Consider the following 20,096-nt stretch of genomic DNA (forward strand, 5'->3'; position numbering starts at 1 on the left):
GGCTGATTTTGTTAGACAGCACGTGCGGCACGGGTGGACCGAAAGCGATGCCATCGCTCGCTACGAACTGTGGGTTGTCGCAGCCATCGATAGCAACCCCGATATGGACGTCAACACTCATCAACAACTGGGTGACCGCGCCATCACGCGCGCTCGCAACTCGTCGCGTCCCAGAAACTAGTAAATCATGAAACGACTTTTGATCTTGTCTGTTTGTTTCGCCGTGATGTGGTCCGATGCCATCGCCGCTGAGTGTCCGTTGGGCTTGCCCCTAACGTCCGACCCGGACGCATATATGGCGCAACTGAAGAAGTTGCCTGAGGTCAAATCTCAGAGGGTACCTGAACGCCCTCCGCTCTTCGGCCACTGTACGTACCAAGTGTCCACGTTCATGCAAATGGGCATGTCTCCGCAGGGCTTGTGTTCCATTGAAGGGCAACCAGCAACAATGACCATGGCGGAGATTCTTGACAGTCGGCCGGCCGTTGTCGCTCAAGCGTATCTGGTTTTGAAGACGGACCAGTCTTTGCCTGCGATCAAATCGGCCTTGAGCAAGATCGGCACTGCAGTGTCCCGAGAGAGGGAGCCGAAGGCCTGGACGACGGTAGACAGCAAGCATTGGGTCATCGATCTCGTCTACGGGAACGGCGATGATCTATGGACCGTTGGACACCAGCAATTGGAACCCGGCGAGACGCGAGCCGGCCCCGACATCTACATCGTGAAGCATGTACGTCGCGAGTGGCTTGATTTCTCAAATCGGGATCTGAATACTTGCACCGAGTTCCCGCAGTAAGACAAACCCTGACCTCCTATCGTGACGGCGTCGTGATGTGCGGTCGCGACCGGATATGCGCGGCGGCACGGTCCAACGTGCAACAGCCAGATCAACGGCCGTAGGAAAAAATCGTGACTAGAGATCAAATCAATCTCGAATCGTTCTTCGGTCATCTGCTCGAAGATTTCAAGGCAGGCAAGCTGAGCAAAGAGCAAGCTATCGGCGGCCTCGTGGCCTTCTCGGTAGTTCTCAACAAGGGCGATTTCCATGAGGTTCGTCGGTGGGCCGAGCAAGGACGAAAGCTCGCCCGTGACCTCATTTCTCTGGACCGAGCCTCGCTCTTTCTGAGCCGTCCGGTTGGCACCCTTCCGCACTGAACTCACGGAAAACGCTATGTTCGAAATTTGGGCGATCGAGGCCGATGGCAGCCGCGTCCTGGTGCGCAATGACGTGGTGGATAGAAGCTTGGCCCGCGCGCTGGTCAGTGAAGGCAACAACGGCGCGGCAATTCGAGGCGAGCCGCACCGGTACGTCGCCGTTCCCGACCCGGATGCGGCCGACGCAGAGACCAAGAGAAATTAAAACCGAACTAAATTGCGCATGCTTACGAGCGCACGTGACAGGCAGGTTATGGTCGCGTGCCGTAGTCTGCCGGCATCGCCACCAGAAATTAGCAACGCCGCCATAAGGGGAGTTCAAGGGCCCGGCGCAAGTAGCCGCATCAGATCGTCGCGCAGGTCAGATATGTCCAGCAGGTGTTGAGCGCGCGTTATGGCGACATACAGCAGCCGTAGCTCGTCTTCGTCTACCGCCAGTCGGCCGTCGACATACTTGAACAGGAAATCGTTGACCACCTTGACGCGTTTCCACTCAAGCCCCTTTGCTCTATGCACCGTCGAGATTACGTAATCACTGTTCGACTCTGAGGCCACCCGCTGCGATAGCGCGCGCAGGTAGTCCGTACCGAGCTCGTCGACGATACGCACAATAGGCAGGAGGTCGGCTCCGACTGCACTCCTCGCAAAAGACTGCACGTCCTTCCACGTCTCGAAGAGCGAGAACGCCGCTGGTTTATAGGCGCGGCGGCCGGCGAGCAATGCATCCGCGCCGTCGGCGTAAGCGACGATCTCTGCCGGACTCATACGGATAGATGGCCTGTGCCCCGATTCGACGCCGGCGGCCAGATGCCAGATGGCGGACACATTCTTGCGGCAGAGAATCGCATCGACCGGAGGAGACAGCGAAGGATCATCGACGCCTATGGAGCCGATCGCGTCCTGCCCGCGAACCGGAACGTTCTCTCCAAGCAAGGCGAGCAGCCGGCTGGCCAGTCTGGCGATTGCAGGACCAAAGCGGAACGACTCGGTCAACGCATACTCAGGTGCGCTGATCTGGGCCATCGCGTTCACTGCTCCACGCCATTCGTAGATCTGCTGATACGGATCGCCAACGAAAATTGTCTGGGCGTGTGTTTGCTGGTTGAGGAGCCACAACATCACGCCGTCGCTGTCTTGCGCCTCATCAAACAGGATGAAGTCAGAATCGATGCGCGGACTACTCTGTGCCCACACTTTCAGGTAGACGTCAGGAATAATTGCGCTGCGACCTCTCACGTTCCTGCTCTCATCCCATAGCCGGGAAACGTATGGGTGCAGGGCGCTTCGCAGCCAGTCGGCGGCTCGCGGATCAATTTTCTCGTCGACTGGAACGTGAACAGGGGCGGGCACTGCATCGGCCGAACGACAGAACCGCCCCAAGCCGTCCACAACCATGCGGCCGAGTTCGAACGGCGTGAGCTCAACCGCCTTCCCCGTCGAAAGAGGCACCTCGAGCGCTGCAAGTCCGAATCGCGCTGCAAGCTCGTGCGGTGGCTCCGCGGGGTAGCTGACCCTTGCTGCAAGATCGGGCGAGACGGATCTGTAAGCAAGAGAGTGGATCGTCCCCGACGATACGTTCGAGGGGAAACTGCGGCGCGCCTGTTCGGCAATCTCACGATTGAAGGCTAGATACATCCCGCGCCGTTGGGAAAGACGATCCGCGACAAGGCGAAGAGTTGACGTCTTGCCGGCGCCAGCGTAGGCCTTTATCTTCAGCTTGCCGCCCGACGGGACGGCGTCAATGATCCTCTGCTGCTCTGACGTCGGGCTTAGAAAGCGAGCCATCTGGATTTAGCGCTCCGTTGCACTGGCTTTAGGAAGCCCTGGTCGTGGTTTCGGGGGCCGCGGATGTGCTTCGTTGGAGCGGGAGAAGCAGTGGCCTGCATTATCTCATTCCGTGGCGCGAAGCCTTGGGTCAGTCGGCATCCGGCAGCATCGGACGATTCCCAATGGCTCGCTCACCGGGTGCGGTCCTGGCGGCTCTTTGCGGCATAGTCTTCGCCGACCTTGCGATGCCGACGACCCGGACGTCAAAACCAATCTCACCAGCTGCGCGCACGGCGGCATCGAGGGTCTTGAACTTGCGTACCCTGTGAACAGCAAGCTCACGCGCGGTGCGAAGTTGCACATGAGTCTGTCGGCCATGACGGCCAACCACAACCAGCGTCAGCACCCACAGATCATCGCCCGTGTTCGTCGCAAAAAAGTCATCGACGATGCCAGCACGAAAGAATGATTTGGCTTGAGCCGGCGTCCAGGTCTCGAATTCCTGCTCAAACAGTTCGCCAGATGTCGTCATGCACTTGTTCTCCGTCGTCGCCGCAAGTGTACCAGGACGTTTCCAGAAAATGTCATGACGGAAACAGAAAACCGGCTATGGCATTCGGCGCGATAAGCGATAGCGTTGCCGATGCACGGCGCATATCCATCCCCTTAACAGGCCATTGTTGCCGCTTTGCTGGCATGATGCGTTTTCTTCAGAACGATCCTGCATGTATGGCTCACGAAGCCTCGCACTCGCGCAAACACTTTCTTGCCACCGCGTTTGCGGCCTGCCTGCTGGCAGCCGCTCAATCCATTGCCAATGCATCGACCCAGTTGTCCGCCCGCGCCCGGACTTTGCCACCGCCCGGCACCACGTGGTGCTATAGCACCGGCAAAGGACAGACGTTCCCGATGACGCTCAAGGGTTCGTCCGCCGGTGTCGCGAGCTACGATATCGGCGTCGGGCATGGAGCTTCTGCCATCGAAGAGCAGTCCGACACCTACACGCCGACCAACGGTACGCGGCAGGGGTCACGAAGGCTGATCGTCTTCCCGATTGTCAAAGACAAGACGTGGTCCGACGAGTTCAGCGAGGTACTCACGGCGCGCCTCGGGCACGACATTCAATGGCAATACACCTATCAGGCTAGATCTCTGAGCCGCGTCATTGGCTCAGAGAAACGAGGTGTCGGCGCGGGGACGTTCGATACGTTCATCATTGAGCGCAAGACGGCGTGGACCAAGCGCTCGCCGCATTCTGATAGTTCCGAACTGCGCGAGCAGCATTGCGACACGGACGACTGCAGCGTCGACGGCTACAGCAAGGAGGTGTTGTGGTATGCGCCGTCGGTGGGCCGCGGCGTCCTGAGAGCCTATGCGCAAAGCGGGGACAAGTCGGTCTGGGATTATTCACCCGATGACCTCATCCGGAACGCGAGCTCGCTCGTCACCGAGCTAGTGGGCTACGGAAACGACGCGGCTTGCGCTAGCGCTCAACCACCGTTATTGGGCAGCATTCCGACGGCTCCATGGTACGGCTTTCCGCTGCTAATGAACGATACATGGGAGTTCCTGATGCAGAGGGACATTGCGCGCGAATAGCAATGTTCGGCGCCCTCATTGTTGACGAATTTCTTTCATTCACTCACTAATGCACGCCACTTTCAATTTTTCCAGCGGCGAACTCGATACCGGCAACGGACTGGTGCTCGCGCCGGGCCTGGCAGCGGCTGCGGACGTAATCGAAGCAAACTGGAAGCCGCTCGACGCGCGGAACGGCTGGAACAGTTTCGCCATCAGCGAGCTTATGATCTGGCGACACTCCTTCGCCGTGACAGCCCGGTTCCATCCGGACCGCCTTGCGCTCATCGACTGCCTCTGGAAGGATGGAAGCATTCGCAAGCAGGACTGGTCCGCGACCGAACAGGACCTTCTGCAGGAGAAAAGGACGCTGGTGAGATTGATCATGAAGGAAGCGCAAACGACGCCGGCGGCCACATCGCTCGGTGTCGATACGTTCGCGTTCAACTGGGGGACCCTGTCGGTGCGAGCAGATCCGCGTTCCATGATGGTGATGCTCTCCATCGCATATAGCATGTAACTGACCGCCTGAATCAGGAGTCGCCGCATGCCGTGGGCGATGACTGGAAAACGAAAATCACAAACCTGCCCCTGGTAGTCGACCAAGGAAACGGGCAGACGCTTTGCGTGAAGGCTCCCGAGAATGAGCGCGGCCGTCGCACGAGTGACCGATGCTGCAATCGGTTGCCCCTCGATTGCATCGTCCGTCGTCATCTGTTGTTGTTCACATGCGGGCGAATGGTCGCCTATCAGTGCGCTGCAGAACTCGTAGCAATACGACGGTTGACAGAAAAAGACTTATCGCTCACATCAATCAATCGATATCCGTGATATGAGAACAACCGATTCAACTGAACCGTGGCGCGTTCCGGCCCGTTCCAGTGACCGGCGCATGCCGGTCGAAGATCTGCCCTACCCGATCGGTGAGGGGGACGCCGGGGAGTCGCCTGACGATAACCGTCTATGGGGTTTGCTTGGCGAGCAGGCGCTCTTCAAACATATCGAGTTGTGGCCACATAGCACGAACGGTAACCTCAATGAGGAGGCGACCAGAAACGGACGCATGAACGGCGACTTGTATGCGGGTTTGAAAAAAGTTTTTGGCAGGATCACCTCAATCGAAGTCGGCGCGTTAGGGTCCGCCGAGTCAATGACGACCGCTGCTGAACTCACCAGTTTTCACACGTTGCAGCGGTGGGTGCCGGGCGTACAAGACGGCCGCCATCTATTCGTATTCCGCTCCCGAGACGGAGAGTGGGCAGGCTTTCGCTGGCGCGAAGAAAGCTTCCGTTTTCGCAGGAGCGCCCTGGTCGGATTCTCTTTGACTTCCACGATGCCTGCAAGAATGTCTGGCGGATTTGAACTGTGGGCCGGCTGCATGCCGCCGGGTGCGGGAGCGGGAACTCGTGCGAGCTGCAAATACTTTGAGGCAAGCTCCTGCTATCTGTATGACCGTTGGACTCCAGAGGTGGCATTTGCCCTGCTCTCTGTCATGACTCGTGTGGCAAATTTCCTCGGTACCATGTTGACCACGCGCGAGGTTATGGACGTTTGACAGCTTCGTACGAGGGCGACAACAGTTGATCGAGGAAACGCTGTCACTGCTCTCGGACTCGCTGAAGCGCCGCTTAGCGGCGCGTACTCACAACCCACACCTCGAAAATAGGCTATGCGTTCCACATGGGACGCTGATTGGCCACTATCAGCCATTCGACCGAGCGGGACAGATCGTCGACAATCGCAGGCGCTAGGTGCCAAACGACGGTTCGAAAGCAGTGAAACCCGTCAGAAAGCAATCTCCCGATGAAACCCCTTGCATCGTTTCGCAAACGCGTAAGAGACCGACCAGACCAGGTGAGACTACATGGTAGAGCGACATGACGATTGGGAACTGGAAATACGACGAATTCGTTGCAGCAAACGACAGCCGATTCTCGGTTTTAGACTTCATACATGCGGTTTCTAAAGCTGTCTCCTTGCCAGGGGACTTTGCCATTTGCATGGGTCATTTGTTTGCCCAGAGATGGTCATGTTCGACGGCGTTGTTGTTCTATCAGAATGGTTTGATGAGAATAGATACCAACGCTATCGAAACGATGGAATGCAACGAGGCGAGGCTCAGGCGTGGATCAATATGGTGGAGCTAACAGGAATTTTCGACGGAATCGCTCTTGATAAGGCGAGAGAACTAGCGGTATTCATCGCCCAACTATGGAGCGATAGAATCGACCAACGTTTTCCCGGCGAGGCAACCAGAGCAAATGTCGTTTCCGGTGAAGATTCAGATGAGATCTTCGTTACGATTGGGAAATTCCCCGTTATGCCACAGACATCGGGCTAGTGCTGCAGATTCCAGATTCCCACATCGAAAAGCTTTCTGCGCGAAGACGCGCGAGCGTTCAGTAGTGAACGTGTTCAATCAGGTTGATCGGCAAATTGCCGTGTGCGGCCATGAGCGGTCCTTCGACATTGCAGCTCAGATCGTCGACAATCCATGCGCGAGATTCGCGGGCGAAACATATAGGAGGACCGACAGAGACGTGCTGAGTCGCTTTTGCCGCACGTGCGGGTGGCTGGACGCCGCCTAAAATCATAGACAGTCGAAATGCCGCCGGCGATCGATTGACATCTGTCCCAGATAAGCCACGTTTACTAGAACGCAAAACTAGCTAGAGCGATTGTGTATAACGAACGGAGTTTGATGAATGGACGTTTTTGCCAAAATCGATGGGATTTCAGATGAAAATTTGCACAAAAAATTTAAACTTCTTCGTGACGAACCATATTATAGAGGCGCCAAGTCGATCATTGAAGGATGGGTAAGCGATTTTCGCGATAGAGACAATAAAATAGCGAGGGAATTTCAGGAGAATTTCCATTCCGCATTTTGGGAATTTTATCTTCATGCGGTATTTAAGTTGGTTGGAGTGACGCTGTCTCACCAATACAATCGACCTGATTTTGTCGTCGAAGGTACCGGCGGATTTTATGTGGAGGCGGTAGTCTCGGAAATAAAAAAGGGAGGAATGCCAGAGTCTGAAAGGACTTTTGACGATCATTTCAACATGTTATTACCCATAAAAACGGATGCTGAATTTTCGAATCTCATCGATGAGGCCATCGTTAGGCACTCCAATTCAATCAGCGAAAAACTAAATAAATACACCGGATACTTCAACCGGAAGGGGAAATGGATTCCGGGCTATAAGGAATGCGCTTGGGTAAGCGTCGATAAGCCATTCGTTGTAGCCTTGGCATCTTATGATCAGATTAATTATGGCAAAGAGTACATATACTCAATGCTAGCGCTTCTGTACGGCCAATACTATTCGCCAGAAAATAATATTTTCGAACAAAAGAAAACTGTAACCAAGCCCGGAGGGAGTGCGCAAATTGATTTAGGAATATTTTTCAATGAGCGGATGAGGGATGTTTCGGCGATCATTTTTTCCAATACCGTCACTTTGGGAAAGATGTCCTCGCTGAGCAAGTCAATTCAGGTTGATCCAGCTCACGTAATTAACGTTCGATTTGATTACACTTTTCCTCACTACAAGATTCATGAGGTTAGCGAGGATCAGCCAGAACATCTGCTCGACGGCTTGTATATATTTCACAATCCAAATGCAAAGGTAAAATTTGACTGTCGTGAGTTCAGGGATAATTACGTTCTTGAGATATCTATGTTTGACGATCACATTTTAATGAGCGATGCAAGGCGCCCGATTGTTGCAAGGTATTGTTCTCCGCTGGGTGGGAAGTATAATCAACTGATCATGTCTACCGCGGCCAGTGAGTTTAACGGAACGGTGGCGTACGAATAATGGCACGGTTACGAGGACCCTCGTTGTCCTGATGCAGGACTGGCGGGCTCTTACCTAATGTAAAGTGGAGTACATCCTACGATAATCGACCGACCGTTTCCGAGAAGTGCGATCGTCCCATGTGGGTCGGCACCCGCCGTCCCGTCGGGCGCGGCCGCCGACTCATGGCAACGTTGCGTCAACCAGGGCGAAACAAGAGCTCCGCAGCCTCATCGAGTTCACTATGGCCGACAACGTTTTCCGGCGCCAGACTGCGCCCAATTTCGGGCAGCTTGGCCTCGTCTCTGCGAACAAGCTGTCGATGCCCTCATAGGTGCCCTTGTTCGAAAGATCCCGCAGCCACGCGTGATACCGACATGTTTCTTCATGGAGGACCCCTATGAGAAGTGGCTCGCACGGAATCTAACCAGACATTAGCGCTTGTTTCTCACGACCGGACATGTCGACCGCTCTCGAGATATCTTTACATAGCAAAGCTCTCGTCATTCTCGCCCGGACGGTACTCGCGATCGCCGATCTGCCGGCTGCGGATCTTCCAGCCACTCCAAAAGGGAAGGGCGGTAACTGAAGGTTGGCCGCCCGAGCCAGTTCGTGACCGCCACCCGGACCTCCGGCAGGAACTCTTCGGGGTCGACAGGAAAAGCTACGACGGACGCCTCGTCGAGGGACAGGCTTGCGCCACAAAGCTTCCCGGCGTCCCAGTACAACACTGCGTCGCTGGTGATGTCTGCGGTCGTGCCTGGGGGGCGGTCGCGTAGCAGCATGCCTATATCCGCGCAAGCGCTCTGCAGTTCGAGGTCCAGTCCAGCGCTTTCGTACTTGCGACGGCCTAACCCTGCGGTCACATACGCCAGCCTGATGAAAGCAAAGGCTCGCGGACCAAGTTCCTGCTCGTTGCAACCGGTGTACGCGCAGAAATGCTCGAAATCGTCGAGCGGCGTGTGGCCCAGATCATTCTTAGGAAGGGCGTGCCTGCCGATAACAAGCTGCAGGAGTTCGTCGGGATTTCCGTAGCACATGACCTTTCTCCCGTTAGCGACAATGAACGCTGAGCAAGGGAGGTTCCAGCCCACTTGTCGCGTTCCTAGCCGGACACTGCAGTTGGAGTATGAAAAGATCGCCCCGCACCGCGGTGCGGCAACGGTGCCGCCAACAGCGGCCGGTCGACATACGCTCGACTTCTTCAATCGCATCGGGCAAAGTATGAACGCTTCTTCAATAGAATCCGCAGTCAATCGCCCGCCAAGTGCTTCGGCGGCTGATCACGGGCCCACTGCTTAGCGTTCTCCACACCGTCCTTTACGCCAGACCATCCCTCTGTTCTGCGTTGCGGCGCGTCCGGATATTCTTTGCGCTGTTGCGCCAGAACGGTCTCTGCCCAACCGACTGGAGTGCCCTTTCGCGGCTCGGCGTACGCATCATTTGGATCGATCTGACTGATTGCCTCGATCGACTCCGGCCAGATAGGTGCCCGGGATGTGGCAATAGCAAGCATCCGCAATGGCGTAAAGATCAGCACCAGCGGTAATGTAATAAGCCGCCAGAAGAGCGATCCGGTGAGCCCGAAACCATAGAGCGAATACAGGAACGTTTCCCGCGGCGTTTCGTGCTCCGTATGAAAAAGCATAGGCTTGGGCAGCGCTTGCGGTCCTTCGTTCATGAAGGTGCACCAATAGTTCCATTGCGCTAGCAGAATTTCGATCTCTGGCTTCCCAGTCCACTCCCGTCCGATAGAGAACACCCGAGCAACTTTGCCCTCGGCGTCGAGTGCATAGTGCCGGATGTGATAGATGGTGCCGAATTGCGTCACCTCTTTGTGCAGGCAAAATAATTCGTTCTCGTCCCAAGGAATCTCCCAAACATGGTCACCTTGGCCTTTCCGCGAGAAGTAGCGCCGCCCACGAACGGCGAATAACTTTCGTGCTTTCCGGTGAAAACGGATTGGGCTTCGAGTCAGCGCAAACATGTTGCTCTTTACAGCCCAATAGACGAGATATCCGAAGCCGACGGTCGCTGCCAAAAAGAGGATGTACAAATAAAAAGGGGCTTCAGGATCCCGTGAGATTACGACCAGGAAAATCAGCCAGCACAGCGTCGCTGCAGAGGCAATCAGCGCTGCGCCCATCATCCATTGTTTCTCCATAAACATTTGATCAGTCACGTCCATGAAGGTCGAGTTGAATCGAAAAACGGTGCCGCTGTCCCACATGTCCGGTCCGACAACCCGATCGATTGGGAGGCGGTGCGCCATATCCCATTCCGGCACGGAAAGACCGATACACTTCTTCATCAAACGTTCATCCATACCTTAGCCTCCTACCGCACAGTTGAATGCCCATTATCCGCGCCGGGCAGTTTAAGGGCCCTGACAGAGTCATGTTCGAGTTTCTGCAACGAAAGCGGCGACGGCGCGACAAGCCGGACGCTTAGAGCGCTCTCAGCAAAGAGCCGTGCGGCTCACGCCAGCGTACTCTCAGGACCGGCTGGACGTTCGACTTTAACCAGCGAATCGTCGACAATCGAGCAGAGCGGTCCGAGTTGGCCACCTTAAGCGTCCGTCTCTTCGACGGCAACATCAGTTAACAGCCCCGGCCGAAGTTGGGACTGGGTTCAGCCAATACCAGATTTTAAAATCAGGAGCAATTTGTGGAATTGAAAATCGCAGATATTCAGGCGGGGGACGTTTTGCTGTGCTATTCGCCAATGACTGCTGAAGAGAATACCGCAATTGGCACAGGCTACTCGCACGTAGCGATTGCCTTGCGAGGGGAACGAGTGCTCGAAGCGGCCAACGAGGGCGTGCAGGTCGTCCCGGCAGGAAGGCTCCTCGAAGACTACGACCACATCGCGGTACTTAGAGAATTCAACACTAGAGAGCTCTGGGACGAAGCCAGATTGAACTCTTTGGAGGAATTTGCGGCTCAAGCAATCGGCAAACGCTTCAATCAGATAGGCTTAAAGAAATTTCCCGGACGAAAGGAAAGCTATCGAAATGACCTTATGGAGCGAGTTCATGGCTACTTTGAGGGAACGACGGTAGAAGTTTCGAGTAACCGAGGAGTTTATTTTTGCTCCGAGCTCATCACTGCAGCTTTCATTCATGTAGGGATAATTGAGCAATCAGCGGCTGTGGTATTTACGCCGGAAACATTCTCGCCTAGCGACATTGCCAAAGACAAAGCGTTTGGATTCTTCTTCGGTTACGTGAAATCCAGTTCCGGCTACGTTGTTCCAGATGGGGACTTCTTCAGGACCAACATATAGCCGATTGCGTCATTGCGGTCAGAATTGGTAACAGACTTCGTTGTAGGGATTGGACGACTGCTTGTATCGGCAAGGGAAGCTCGCCAATCGACGCAATCAGCGGCGAGCCGGAAGTGGAACTTAGCGCGGACGCCACACGCGCGGCGAGACAAGCGGCGTCACCCGCCAGAATTCGCCATCCGGACTGGCCGTGGCGTACGGCGTCCGCATCGCGCCGAGCTTCACGAGTGTTGAGCCGCTCGTGCTCGTTTTCTGGAAGCCCATGCGTGCTAGCGCCTCCCGGCAAAATCGCCGGCGAAGGGTGGCGTATATCTTGGGTTGTCTGCGATGCATCATTGCCGTCTCTTAGTCTGTGCGTGTCGGTGTATCTCTTGTAACGCAGGCAAACCTGACGTCAAGGACAGGGCTCTACGCGGTCAGACGGTACCGCCGGTGCACTCTTGCGTCTCGCCGTTAGTGGACCTGCCGCCAGGCCCGATCCAGCGCGCCAAAGATAATCGGCACAAAATCGTGCCCCTCAAACGACGCGGGCCGGTCGTCGTTCGGATATTCCAGCACAGCAGGCGCACAGATCATCTGCAGCAACCGGTCACTGAACTTTCCACCGGCCGTTACCTCGGCCAGCACCTCCTCTTCCATCTGATGAAGCAGCTTCCAGGTCAGGATTCCTTTCGAGCGATGACGCTCGACAACCCGCGGTATGACTTCCTCAGCGGCCGCCTGCGCGTCGAACAGGACGTTGTAGTTCGTCATCGTTTCTTTCCTCGTTGTTTCAGTGAAAATTTCGGCTCGCCGTCGGCAGTTCGCCAAGCAGATGCGACACGTCGACGAGCCGTTGCGCGACGAGGTGCGTCACGTCGCCTTCGCGTTGCCACACACCATACACAGCAAGAAGCGATGCGCCGAGCGCCTCGCGACGTTGCCGCTCGAGCACCGACTGCCAGACGATGACATTGACCGACCCCGTCTCGTCCTCCAGCGTCATGAACATCACGCCGTTCGCGGTGCCGGGCCGCTGCCGCACGGTCACAATCCCGCATCCGCGCGCGAGCTGTCCATTGCGATAGCGCATCAGCGCTTCGGCAGGCATCAGCCGCATGGACAGCAGCTTTTCGCGTAGCAACGCAAGCGGGTGACGGCCGAGCGTGAGGCCTGTCGAGCGGTAGTCTGCGATCAGATCCTGTCCTTCCGTCGGGGCCGTCAATGCCGGCGCCTCTTCCTCGCGTGTCGTTGCACGTAACAGATCCTTGTCGGGCACCGCGGCGACTGCCGCCCACAACGCCTGTCTGCGGTCCCCGGAAAGCAGCTTGAGCGCGTTCGCTGCCGCCAGCACCTGCAGGTCGTGGCGGTCGAGCTGTGCGCGGTTGGCAAGATCGGCGACATCGCGAAACGGCCTGACCGCGCGTGCCGCCTCAATGCGCCGAGCTGTTTCCTCACGCATGCCGCGAACGACGGACAAGCCGAGCCGCACGGGCGCCATACCGCCATCGCCTTCCATAGCCGAATGCCATCCGCTGATGGTCACATCGACCGGCAGCACGCCAACGCCGTGGCGCTTTGCGTCCTGCACAAGCTGCGACGGCGAGTAGAAGCCCATCGGCTGGCTGTTGAGCATTGCGCAAAGGAACGCCGCGGGTTCATGACGCTTGAGCCAGCAGCTTGCATAGACGAGAAGGGCGAAGCTTGCCGCGTGACTTTCAGGAAAGCCGTACTCGCCGAAGCCCTGGATCTGCGCAAAGATGGACTCGGCGAACTCGCGGTCGTAGCCGCGCTGAAGCATGCCTTCGACGATCCGGTCGTGGTAGTGCTGCAGGCCGCCCTTGCGCTTCCATGCCGCCATTGCGCGGCGCAGCTGATCGGCTTCACCGGCGCTGAAACCCGCCGCGAGCATCGCGACCTGCATGACCTGCTCCTGAAAGATCGGCACGCCGAGGGTGCGTTTCAGCGCCTGCTCGACGTCGGGGCTCGGGTAAGAGACGGGCTCAATGCCCTGACGCCGGCGCAGATACGGATGCACCATGCCGCCCTGCACCGGGCCCGGCCGCACGATCGCAACCTCGATCACGAGATCGTAGAACTCGCGTGGTTTGAGACGGGGCAACATGCTCATCTGCGCACGCGATTCAATCTGGAACACGCCGACAGTGTCAGCCGCGCAGATCATGTCGTAAGTCGCTTCGTCCTCGGGCGGGATGTCCTGCATTTCGAACGGCTCGCCGCGCTGCTGCGATACGAGCTCGAGCGCGCGGCGGATCGCCGACAGCATGCCAAGTGCGAGCACGTCGATCTTCAGCAGGCCGAGCGCTTCCAGATCGTCCTTGTCCCACTGGATCACGGTGCGATCTGGCATCGACGCGTTCTCGACCGGCACGAGACGGGACAGCTTGCCGCGCGCGATCACGAAGCCGCCCGTGTGCTGCGACAGATGACGCGGGAAGCCGAGCAGCTGCGCGGCAAGCGTTGCCCACTGCTGGATCATCGGCGTCTCGGGATCGAGGCCACTGTCCACGAATCGCCGTATCAAATCCGCGCTCGAATCGAACCAGTGATGTTCCTTGGCGACGCGGTCAACGATGACAGGGTCGATGCCCAGCGCCTTGCCTGAATCGCGGATCGCAGAGCGGGGCCGGTAGGTCGTCACTGCGGCCGCGAGCGCCGCGCGTGTGCGCGAGTATTTCCGGTAGATGTACTGGATGACTTCTTCCCGACGCTGGTGCTCGAAGTCCACGTCGATGTCCGGTGGTTCGCCCCGCTCCTTTGAGATGAACCGCTCGAACAGCATGCTGCTGCGGGCAGGGTCGACTTCCGTCACGCCCAGAACGTAGCAGACCGCGCTATTGGCGGCGGATCCACGCCCCTGGCACAGGATGCCCTCGTTGCGCGCGAAGCGCACGATGTCGTACACCGTCAGGAAATACGGCTCGTATTTCAGGTCCGAAATCAGCGCGAGTTCGTGCTCGATCTGCACTTGCACGTTGTGCGGAATGCCGCGTGGATAGCGGCGCTGCGCCCCTAGATAGGTTTCGCGGCGCAGGTAGGCGGTTGGCGTCGTGCCGGGCGGCACCAGTTCGTCCGGGTATTCATAGCGCAGTTCGTCCAGCGCGAACGAGCACCGGTTGGCGATGTTCAACGTCTGCGCGAGCGCCTCCGCTGGATAGACATTGGCAAGCCGCAAACGCGAGCGCAGATGCTGTTCGGCGTTGGGCGCGAGTTCAAAGCCGCATTCAGTGACCGGGCGGTTAAGCCGGATGGCGGTGAGCGTGTCCTGCAGAGGCTTGCGCGACCGCACGTGGATGAGCACCTGACCTGTCGCGACGACGTTCAGACCATGTCGCTCGGCGACGTCGAGCACGACATTGCGGTGAATGTCATCCAGCGCCCGCGCGTGCAAGGTCAGGCCCATCCAGCAACGATTGTCGCCAAACGTGCGTGCTGCCCATTCGGCCTGCGCGTCGAGTCGCGTTTCCTTCGCTGGGAAATCGGGCGTCAGGATGATCAAGCAATCGGGCAGGGCGCGCAGGTGCGCATATGGCGGGTCCGGATGGTCGAGATCGTGCGGATAGAGCAGGTACGAGCCCTTGGCCGTGCGCGTGCGCGCGAGCGTAATCAGTTCGGACAGGTTGCCGTACCCGTCGCGATTCTGTGCGATCGCCGTGAAGGCAAGGGCAGGGCAGCCGTCCGAGTTCGTCAGCCGGAAATGAGCGCCGACGAGCAGCTTGATGCCCGCCTCTTTCGCCGCGACGTGCGCGCGCACGATGCCAGCGAGCGAGCATTCGTCGGTGACAGCGATCGCCTCATAACCCAGTTGCGCCGCGCGCGCGGCCAGTTCCTCGGCATGTGACGCGCCGTGAAGGAACGTGAAGTTGGAAAAGCACTGCAACTCGGCATAGCCGGGCAGGCCGAACGACGGATACGACATGGCTTATCCGAAGAGACCATGCAGATACCAGCGGGGCTCATCGTCGTCGACCGCGCCTATGCGTTCCCGGAAGATCCAGTAGCAGATGTGATCGTCGGCTTCCGCGACGAAGTAGTCGCGCGTGACCGGCTCGCCCTGGAACCACCCCGCCTCAACACGCTCGCCAGACGACACCGTGCGCAGCGGCGTGCCATAGAAGGGCCGTTCGCCCCGCATCAGGAGCTTCAGCGGCTGTTCCAGCAACCATGTCGGACGCGGCGTATCGCTCGCCGGCGGCACGTACTTCGTTTTGTTGTCCGTCACGGACACCCATCGCGCGGCGACTTCCGGCCGGTGGTCAGCAACCGGCGCCGGGCGCAACACGTTTTCCGCGCCGAGGCGCGCTACCAGCAGTTCGAGTAGCCGCGCGTGATCGGACGCGGTACCGCCCGGCTCTGGAAAGAGCGAATCGGACGCCGCTTCCGCCTCCTTCACTTCCTGTACAACCAGTTGCAGGGCAATGACCGCCGCGGAAAGCTCCACGCGCGCAAGCCTTTCCTTGAGCAGCCGTAAGAGGTGATCCTCGCGCCACGTCGGCTCCGCGAGCGAGACTTCGATGCTGGTCGGCTCAATTGCATCGCGGCCGCGTTCGTGCTCGAGCAGCAGAACGATGCGCGTCACGGCAAGCTGCTTCTGCGACAGCCAGCCGGTTAGTTGAACCACGAGCCGACGCGCCGCGAACAGGCAGGCCTCGGCGTGCTCGATGCGATCCGGCAGTTCCACGCGCGCCTGAAAGGTCGGCGGCGTCTCAAACCATTCATACACTTCGGGTGCATCTCCATTGGCGCGGTCGAGCACATCCAGCAACGCTGTCCCGCAACGCTTCTTCAAACCTGCGCGCGGCAGTCGCATCAGTTGTCCAACCGTTTCGCAGCCAATGCCAGTAAGCCAGTCCATATGGCGACGCGCGGGAGGCGGCAGGCCCACCGGTAATCCGGCCAGCGTACGGTGAAGGGAATCGTGCGACAGCGCCGCACCGCCGCGAGCGCGCGCGAGCAACCATGCCGCCTGTCCCGTTGGTGCAACGCTGACGGTCGCGGTCATGCCGATCGCATCCGCGACCCGGCGCGCCATGCGGCGCAACGAGCGGATGCCCCCAAAGAGTCGCAGGCTTGCTGACACGTCGACGAGCACAGTACTTTCCTCAGCGATGACCACTTGCGGCGAAAGATTCAACAGGCCTGTGGCGACCTCGCGCACCGTATTGACCTCGGCCGCGCTGTCGCGCTCATGCATGACGGTAGCGGGGGCAAGTGTGAGTACGCCGCCGCGGCGCATGCCCATACAGACGCCGGCCTCGCGCGCCCGCGCGTCCATGGCGATGACGCGCTCTTTCTCGAGCACGGCAATACCGTTGGCTGTGCCCAAGGTTTCACGCGACCACTTCGGCCGGAACACTTCGAGGCACAGCGCCGGGAGATGGACGCCTAACCACAGTTGCATTGCGTTTTACGTTGAGAATCGGGGAGGGCGTCAACGGGACGAAGAGCGGCTCATCGCGTGCGGGGCCGCGGCGTTTGATGAACTGGATATCGACGCCGTCCTTCGCGGCCCGGACCGCAAGCCGAAGCGGCGCCGGCGAGGCGTCGCGCGTCGTCGCAAGCGGTCGCAACATGAAAAAGAGCGAGTCGGACGCCTGTGCAGCAAGATGCAGTCGGCGCAGCGATTCGGGTCGCACGTGGTTCTGCCAGAAAAGCAGAGCACCGCATGTGCCTGCGCGCAGAATCTGCTCCGCGGCCCACAGCGCGTCGGCCGTGCGGGGCGCCTTGACCGTCATTACATTCGAAGGATCGAGTCCCCACCAGGCAAGAGCCGTCGGCTGAAGGTCATGAGGCGGCTGCAGCATGGCGACAGGCCTCGACGACAACTGCTCGAATGCAGCGCGAAGCAGCCGTAATTCGCCGCAGCCTGTCTGCTGCACAAGCAGATCGGTCAGTGCGCCGCGTGGCCAGCCACCGCCAGGCAATTCCCGCGCGAGGCTCTCGTCGCCGCAATCAATGACGCGCGATCGTGCGCGCGCCAGCTGATTGCCGCGCCACAGATTTATTCCCCCCGCCCCCGAATACATAGTTGAGTCGAGGAAAGTATCGATGGAGTGCGCCCGTTCATAGGGGGCGCGTATCTGCTGAGCGGCCATGCAAGTCCGATTCACAATCAAGCTCCAAAACATACTGTATAAATATACAGCTATTCTAGCGCAAGATTTCAATATCGCGGATGAGCCGCCGAGATCCATCGCCATGCGGCGCCGCAGCGTTGGGGTGTCAGTGCGTCGAGCAAATGCGGGTTTCTTTGAACCACGGGCCGTCAATAGAAGCTGGGGAGGCGGCAGTCGGCCATTTTGAGACGTCCGACGGGGCCGCATAGATTGTTAGCAATGCAATATCTGTCTGAACGACCTACTTGCATTCGGCATCGAAGTAACGGATGCCGACGCATTGGCGCCGTTTGCTACTCGCGCGTGCTCCTCCGGTAATTGCGCTCTGACAGCTTGCGCTTGTCTCGACGGTGCCAGGTACCCTAGCTCGGGAGAAGGCCGGCCTTACGGTAGTTCCGGACTAGCGAATCATAAATCGTGATGTCAGAACGGCTTCTCGCCATGAGCTGAGCGCCAGCAATAGCCGCATAGATGGCGCGAGCCCGTTCTTCACTCTCTTCTTTTGCCACCCCGCCGGCTGCGATAAGCACTTTCGCCAGCCAACTGATGTTGACATCGGCGAACGTCTGAACTTCCTTCTTCACTGTGTCTGGCAGGTCGTCGTACTCGGCAGCCATGAAACTGCACAAGCACATGCGATTGTCATTCTGAAGCGCCGACCGGAAGGTATCAGGGTATTCGCGCAAACATACGATCGGGTCGCCCGACGCGGCCAGTCTGGCGGCAAGCATCGCGGAGAACTGCTCGCAATAGCGTTTCGCCACCTCGGCTCCCAGGTCGGCCTTGGAGGGAAAGTGATGATAGACGCTGGCAGCTTTGATGCCGACTTCTGCCGCGATGTCACGAAAATTCAGGCCGCCGTAGCCGTGCGCGCCGGCGACCCTGGTCGCGGCAGCGAGGATTTGCTCTCTTGAATTCGAGCCACCGTCACTTTTCACAGCAAGACCCCTCAGTAAAATAGTGTTGACAGGTCGAATTCTATCCGATAAATTGCAACCTACCAAGTGACAGGTAGATTTACTTGGTTGAAGGGCCACACCAACGTCAGTTGGTTTTTTTAATCGCTGCGAGACTACCGTGTGGCAGGTAGATAACTGCGGCAGCAAAGACTCTTTTCGAATCTTTAGGAGCCGCACCATGTCTTCGAAACTTCAACTCTTCACTTCGCCTTCGGCCTTCCCCAACCCGCAACGCCTGCGGCTGTTCATGTATGAAAAGGGCATTGCCGCGCAGTTTGACGAGACCATCTACGACATGACGCCGGTCGGCGAACAGCGCGGGTGGCGTCACCTGAAGATGAATCCGTGGGGCGAAACGCCGACGCTTCAGCTTGCTGACGGTAGCTTTATTTCAGAAACAGCTGCCGTCGTTCGATACCTGGACCAGAGCTATCCGGGTCGCAAGATCATGGGCGAGACCCCGCTAGAGCAGGGCTTGGACAACATGTGGGACAACCGCATCTGGGTACACATCCTGTACCGGATCGTCACCGCCTTCCATGTGTTGCACGCTGGGCTGGGCTTCAAGCTCGAACTGACGAAGAATGAGGCATGGGGCGAGCATTGCCGCAAGGAAGCATTGGCCCACGCCGCGCTGGTCAACAAGCATCTGTCAGACGGGCGCGAATGGCTGCTCGGCGGCCAGGAACCGACCTTCGCAGACATCACGCTGGCAACCGCAATAGCGTTCTCGAAGTTCCCGGTGAACGCCACTCCGCTCGACGAGCGTTTCGAATTTCTTGATGCCTACTGGAAGCGTTGGCAACAACGCCCGAGCTTCAAGGCCGCCTACGCCGACCGCCAAAGTGGCATTCCGGAGCTCGACAACGCCACGGTGTGAACGCCGGAGAACAGTTGCAACGTCCCGCTGAAGTTCAACACTCTACTTCTCGCCGCTTCGATGTATTGCTCTTGACCGGGCAAAACCGGTAGATGACATAAAACGCCCGCAAGCCTTCGCTGCGGGCGTTTTGCTCTTCCAGCGCAACCGAGTCGGCCTGTCTCTTTGGTGGACGGCTGCCCTCTACGCTCCCGGCCGCCTCCTGACACTCACAACTGAGTGCTCTCACCGGTGCTATCGATGGGGCCGTTAAAGGTCGGGACAAATGTCAGATCAAATGAACAACGTTAGCTTCTTGTGAATTATGTGGATATCGACAGACAGGCCAGCGTTCCGCAAATCCTGGCATTTGTCCGCCGTCGCGGCGACCGAATCAACTTTCGCAAGTGCGACGTGTAATGGCAGATTCAATGGCCGCTATCGAGAATCGCGAAGGTGCGCTTCGGGTCGGTATGGGACCAGCGCGGCGCAAAAAAGCGACGAATGCAAAGTGATGCCGACGAGAGAATCGGTTTCATGGCTGACATCTATCGGCGCAATGAACTGACGCTCC

Annotated in this window: 20 protein-coding genes; 10 read left to right on the plus strand and 10 right to left on the minus strand. The window is 58.1% G+C overall.

The features are described 5' to 3' along the window. The first annotated feature begins 187 nt into the window (after positions 1–187). The 3 genes from AB6809_RS28140 to AB6809_RS28150 all read left to right on the plus strand — a co-directional run bounded on the left by AB6809_RS28140 (position 188) and on the right by AB6809_RS28150 (position 1,360). On the plus strand, positions 188–796 hold the full coding sequence (locus AB6809_RS28140; RefSeq protein ID WP_371027643.1) for a hypothetical protein: 609 nt from the start codon (positions 188–190) through the stop codon (positions 794–796). A 113-nt stretch (positions 797–909) separates the two neighbouring features. Further along, on the plus strand, positions 910–1,155 hold the full coding sequence (locus AB6809_RS28145; protein WP_371027644.1) for a hypothetical protein: 246 nt from the start codon (positions 910–912) through the stop codon (positions 1,153–1,155). A 16-nt stretch (positions 1,156–1,171) separates the two neighbouring features. Continuing rightward, positions 1,172–1,360 (plus strand): hypothetical protein, encoded by a 189-nt coding sequence (locus AB6809_RS28150; protein WP_371027645.1) that lies wholly within the window; start codon positions 1,172–1,174, stop codon positions 1,358–1,360. Between the two features lie 113 nt (positions 1,361–1,473). Here AB6809_RS28150 and AB6809_RS28155 read toward each other — a convergent pair whose 3' ends face one another. Both AB6809_RS28155 and AB6809_RS28160 read right to left on the minus strand, forming a co-directional pair. After that, entirely contained in the window at positions 1,474–2,940 is a 1,467-nt protein-coding gene (locus tag AB6809_RS28155; protein WP_371027646.1) for a UvrD-helicase domain-containing protein, read from the minus strand. A gap of 130 nt (positions 2,941–3,070) precedes the next feature. Then, positions 3,071–3,454 carry a hypothetical protein gene (locus AB6809_RS28160; protein ID WP_371027647.1) on the minus strand — a complete coding sequence of 128 codons (384 nt, stop codon included), beginning with the start codon at positions 3,452–3,454 and terminating at the stop codon, positions 3,071–3,073. Between the two features lie 197 nt (positions 3,455–3,651). Here AB6809_RS28160 and AB6809_RS28165 point away from each other — a divergent pair, with 197 nt between their 5' ends. From AB6809_RS28165 to AB6809_RS28185, 5 genes are all read left to right on the plus strand, one after another. Continuing rightward, positions 3,652–4,521 carry a hypothetical protein gene (locus tag AB6809_RS28165; RefSeq protein ID WP_371027648.1) on the plus strand — a complete coding sequence of 290 codons (870 nt, stop codon included), beginning with the start codon at positions 3,652–3,654 and terminating at the stop codon, positions 4,519–4,521. A 49-nt stretch (positions 4,522–4,570) separates the two neighbouring features. Further along, on the plus strand, positions 4,571–5,020 hold the full coding sequence (locus AB6809_RS28170) for a hypothetical protein (RefSeq protein WP_371027649.1): 450 nt from the start codon (positions 4,571–4,573) through the stop codon (positions 5,018–5,020). Positions 5,021–5,392: 372 nt separating this feature from the next. After that, positions 5,393–6,055, plus strand: coding sequence for a hypothetical protein (locus tag AB6809_RS28175; protein WP_371027650.1), 663 nt, complete (start codon positions 5,393–5,395; stop codon positions 6,053–6,055). A 474-nt stretch (positions 6,056–6,529) separates the two neighbouring features. After that, positions 6,530–6,841, plus strand: coding sequence for a hypothetical protein (locus tag AB6809_RS28180; RefSeq protein WP_371027651.1), 312 nt, complete (start codon positions 6,530–6,532; stop codon positions 6,839–6,841). Positions 6,842–7,205: 364 nt separating this feature from the next. Beyond that, positions 7,206–8,324 carry a hypothetical protein gene (locus AB6809_RS28185; RefSeq protein ID WP_371027652.1) on the plus strand — a complete coding sequence of 373 codons (1,119 nt, stop codon included), beginning with the start codon at positions 7,206–7,208 and terminating at the stop codon, positions 8,322–8,324. A gap of 482 nt (positions 8,325–8,806) precedes the next feature. Here the strand turns inward: AB6809_RS28185 and AB6809_RS28190 are convergent, their stop codons facing one another. Further along, on the minus strand, positions 8,807–9,343 hold the full coding sequence (locus AB6809_RS28190; RefSeq protein WP_371027653.1) for a hypothetical protein: 537 nt from the start codon (positions 9,341–9,343) through the stop codon (positions 8,807–8,809). Positions 9,344–9,555: 212 nt separating this feature from the next. After that, positions 9,556–10,629, minus strand: coding sequence for a DUF6708 domain-containing protein (locus tag AB6809_RS28195; RefSeq protein ID WP_371027654.1), 1,074 nt, complete (start codon positions 10,627–10,629; stop codon positions 9,556–9,558). A 341-nt stretch (positions 10,630–10,970) separates the two neighbouring features. On the opposite strand from AB6809_RS28195, the gene AB6809_RS28200 reads away from it, so the two are divergent. Then, complete coding sequence (locus AB6809_RS28200; RefSeq protein WP_371027655.1) at positions 10,971–11,588, plus strand: hypothetical protein; 618 nt, start codon at positions 10,971–10,973, stop codon at positions 11,586–11,588. A 120-nt stretch (positions 11,589–11,708) separates the two neighbouring features. Here the strand turns inward: AB6809_RS28200 and AB6809_RS28205 are convergent, their stop codons facing one another. From AB6809_RS28205 to AB6809_RS28230, 6 genes are all read right to left on the minus strand, one after another. Further along, positions 11,709–11,852, minus strand: coding sequence for a hypothetical protein (locus tag AB6809_RS28205; RefSeq protein WP_371027656.1), 144 nt, complete (start codon positions 11,850–11,852; stop codon positions 11,709–11,711). Between the two features lie 189 nt (positions 11,853–12,041). Further along, entirely contained in the window at positions 12,042–12,341 is a 300-nt protein-coding gene (locus AB6809_RS28210; RefSeq protein WP_371027657.1) for a DUF2471 family protein, read from the minus strand. A 19-nt stretch (positions 12,342–12,360) separates the two neighbouring features. Then, positions 12,361–15,507 (minus strand): error-prone DNA polymerase, encoded by a 3,147-nt coding sequence (locus tag AB6809_RS28215; protein ID WP_371027658.1) that lies wholly within the window; start codon positions 15,505–15,507, stop codon positions 12,361–12,363. Positions 15,508–15,510: 3 nt separating this feature from the next. Beyond that, entirely contained in the window at positions 15,511–16,989 is a 1,479-nt protein-coding gene (locus AB6809_RS28220; protein WP_371027659.1) for a DNA polymerase Y family protein, read from the minus strand. Continuing rightward, a complete protein-coding gene (imuA, locus tag AB6809_RS28225) occupies positions 16,919–17,614 on the minus strand; it encodes a translesion DNA synthesis-associated protein ImuA (RefSeq protein ID WP_371027665.1) in 696 nt (231 codons plus the stop codon). Before imuA ends, AB6809_RS28220 begins: the two co-directional genes overlap by 71 nt. Positions 17,615–18,066: 452 nt before the next feature. After that, positions 18,067–18,642, minus strand: a complete 576-nt coding sequence (locus AB6809_RS28230; RefSeq protein WP_371027660.1) for a TetR/AcrR family transcriptional regulator — start codon at positions 18,640–18,642, stop codon at positions 18,067–18,069. 199 nt (positions 18,643–18,841) lie between these two features. Between AB6809_RS28230 and AB6809_RS28235 the strand changes: the two genes are divergently transcribed. Continuing rightward, positions 18,842–19,543 carry a glutathione S-transferase family protein gene (locus tag AB6809_RS28235; protein WP_371027661.1) on the plus strand — a complete coding sequence of 234 codons (702 nt, stop codon included), beginning with the start codon at positions 18,842–18,844 and terminating at the stop codon, positions 19,541–19,543. Positions 19,544–20,096: the final 553 nt, after the last annotated feature.

Origin of the sequence: Paraburkholderia sp. RCC_158, from assembly GCF_041355255.1 — a bacterium.
Classification (GTDB): domain Bacteria; phylum Pseudomonadota; class Gammaproteobacteria; order Burkholderiales; family Burkholderiaceae; genus Paraburkholderia; species Paraburkholderia graminis.

Excerpts from the sequence above, each read along its gene's own strand:
- AB6809_RS28195 (WP_371027654.1), bottom strand. The coding sequence starts at position 10,629 with ATGGATGAACGTTTGATGAAGAAGTGTATCGGTCTTTCCGTGCCGGAA.
- AB6809_RS28180 (WP_371027651.1), top strand. The coding sequence starts at position 6,530 with ATGTTCGACGGCGTTGTTGTTCTATCAGAATGGTTTGATGAGAATAGA.
- AB6809_RS28170 (WP_371027649.1), top strand. The coding sequence starts at position 4,571 with ATGCACGCCACTTTCAATTTTTCCAGCGGCGAACTCGATACCGGCAAC.
- AB6809_RS28210 (WP_371027657.1), bottom strand. The coding sequence starts at position 12,341 with ATGACGAACTACAACGTCCTGTTCGACGCGCAGGCGGCCGCTGAGGAA.
- AB6809_RS28155 (WP_371027646.1), bottom strand. The coding sequence starts at position 2,940 with ATGGCTCGCTTTCTAAGCCCGACGTCAGAGCAGCAGAGGATCATTGAC.
- AB6809_RS28175 (WP_371027650.1), top strand. The coding sequence starts at position 5,393 with ATGCCGGTCGAAGATCTGCCCTACCCGATCGGTGAGGGGGACGCCGGG.
- imuA (WP_371027665.1), bottom strand. The coding sequence starts at position 17,614 with ATGTATTCGGGGGCGGGGGGAATAAATCTGTGGCGCGGCAATCAGCTG.
- AB6809_RS28215 (WP_371027658.1), bottom strand. The coding sequence starts at position 15,507 with ATGTCGTATCCGTCGTTCGGCCTGCCCGGCTATGCCGAGTTGCAGTGC.
- AB6809_RS28140 (WP_371027643.1), top strand. The coding sequence starts at position 188 with ATGAAACGACTTTTGATCTTGTCTGTTTGTTTCGCCGTGATGTGGTCC.
- AB6809_RS28205 (WP_371027656.1), bottom strand. The coding sequence starts at position 11,852 with ATGGGCTTCCAGAAAACGAGCACGAGCGGCTCAACACTCGTGAAGCTC.
- AB6809_RS28165 (WP_371027648.1), top strand. The coding sequence starts at position 3,652 with ATGGCTCACGAAGCCTCGCACTCGCGCAAACACTTTCTTGCCACCGCG.
- AB6809_RS28235 (WP_371027661.1), top strand. The coding sequence starts at position 18,842 with ATGTCTTCGAAACTTCAACTCTTCACTTCGCCTTCGGCCTTCCCCAAC.
- AB6809_RS28185 (WP_371027652.1), top strand. The coding sequence starts at position 7,206 with ATGGACGTTTTTGCCAAAATCGATGGGATTTCAGATGAAAATTTGCAC.
- AB6809_RS28190 (WP_371027653.1), bottom strand. The coding sequence starts at position 9,343 with ATGTGCTACGGAAATCCCGACGAACTCCTGCAGCTTGTTATCGGCAGG.
- AB6809_RS28150 (WP_371027645.1), top strand. The coding sequence starts at position 1,172 with ATGTTCGAAATTTGGGCGATCGAGGCCGATGGCAGCCGCGTCCTGGTG.
- AB6809_RS28220 (WP_371027659.1), bottom strand. The coding sequence starts at position 16,989 with ATGCAACTGTGGTTAGGCGTCCATCTCCCGGCGCTGTGCCTCGAAGTG.
- AB6809_RS28160 (WP_371027647.1), bottom strand. The coding sequence starts at position 3,454 with ATGACGACATCTGGCGAACTGTTTGAGCAGGAATTCGAGACCTGGACG.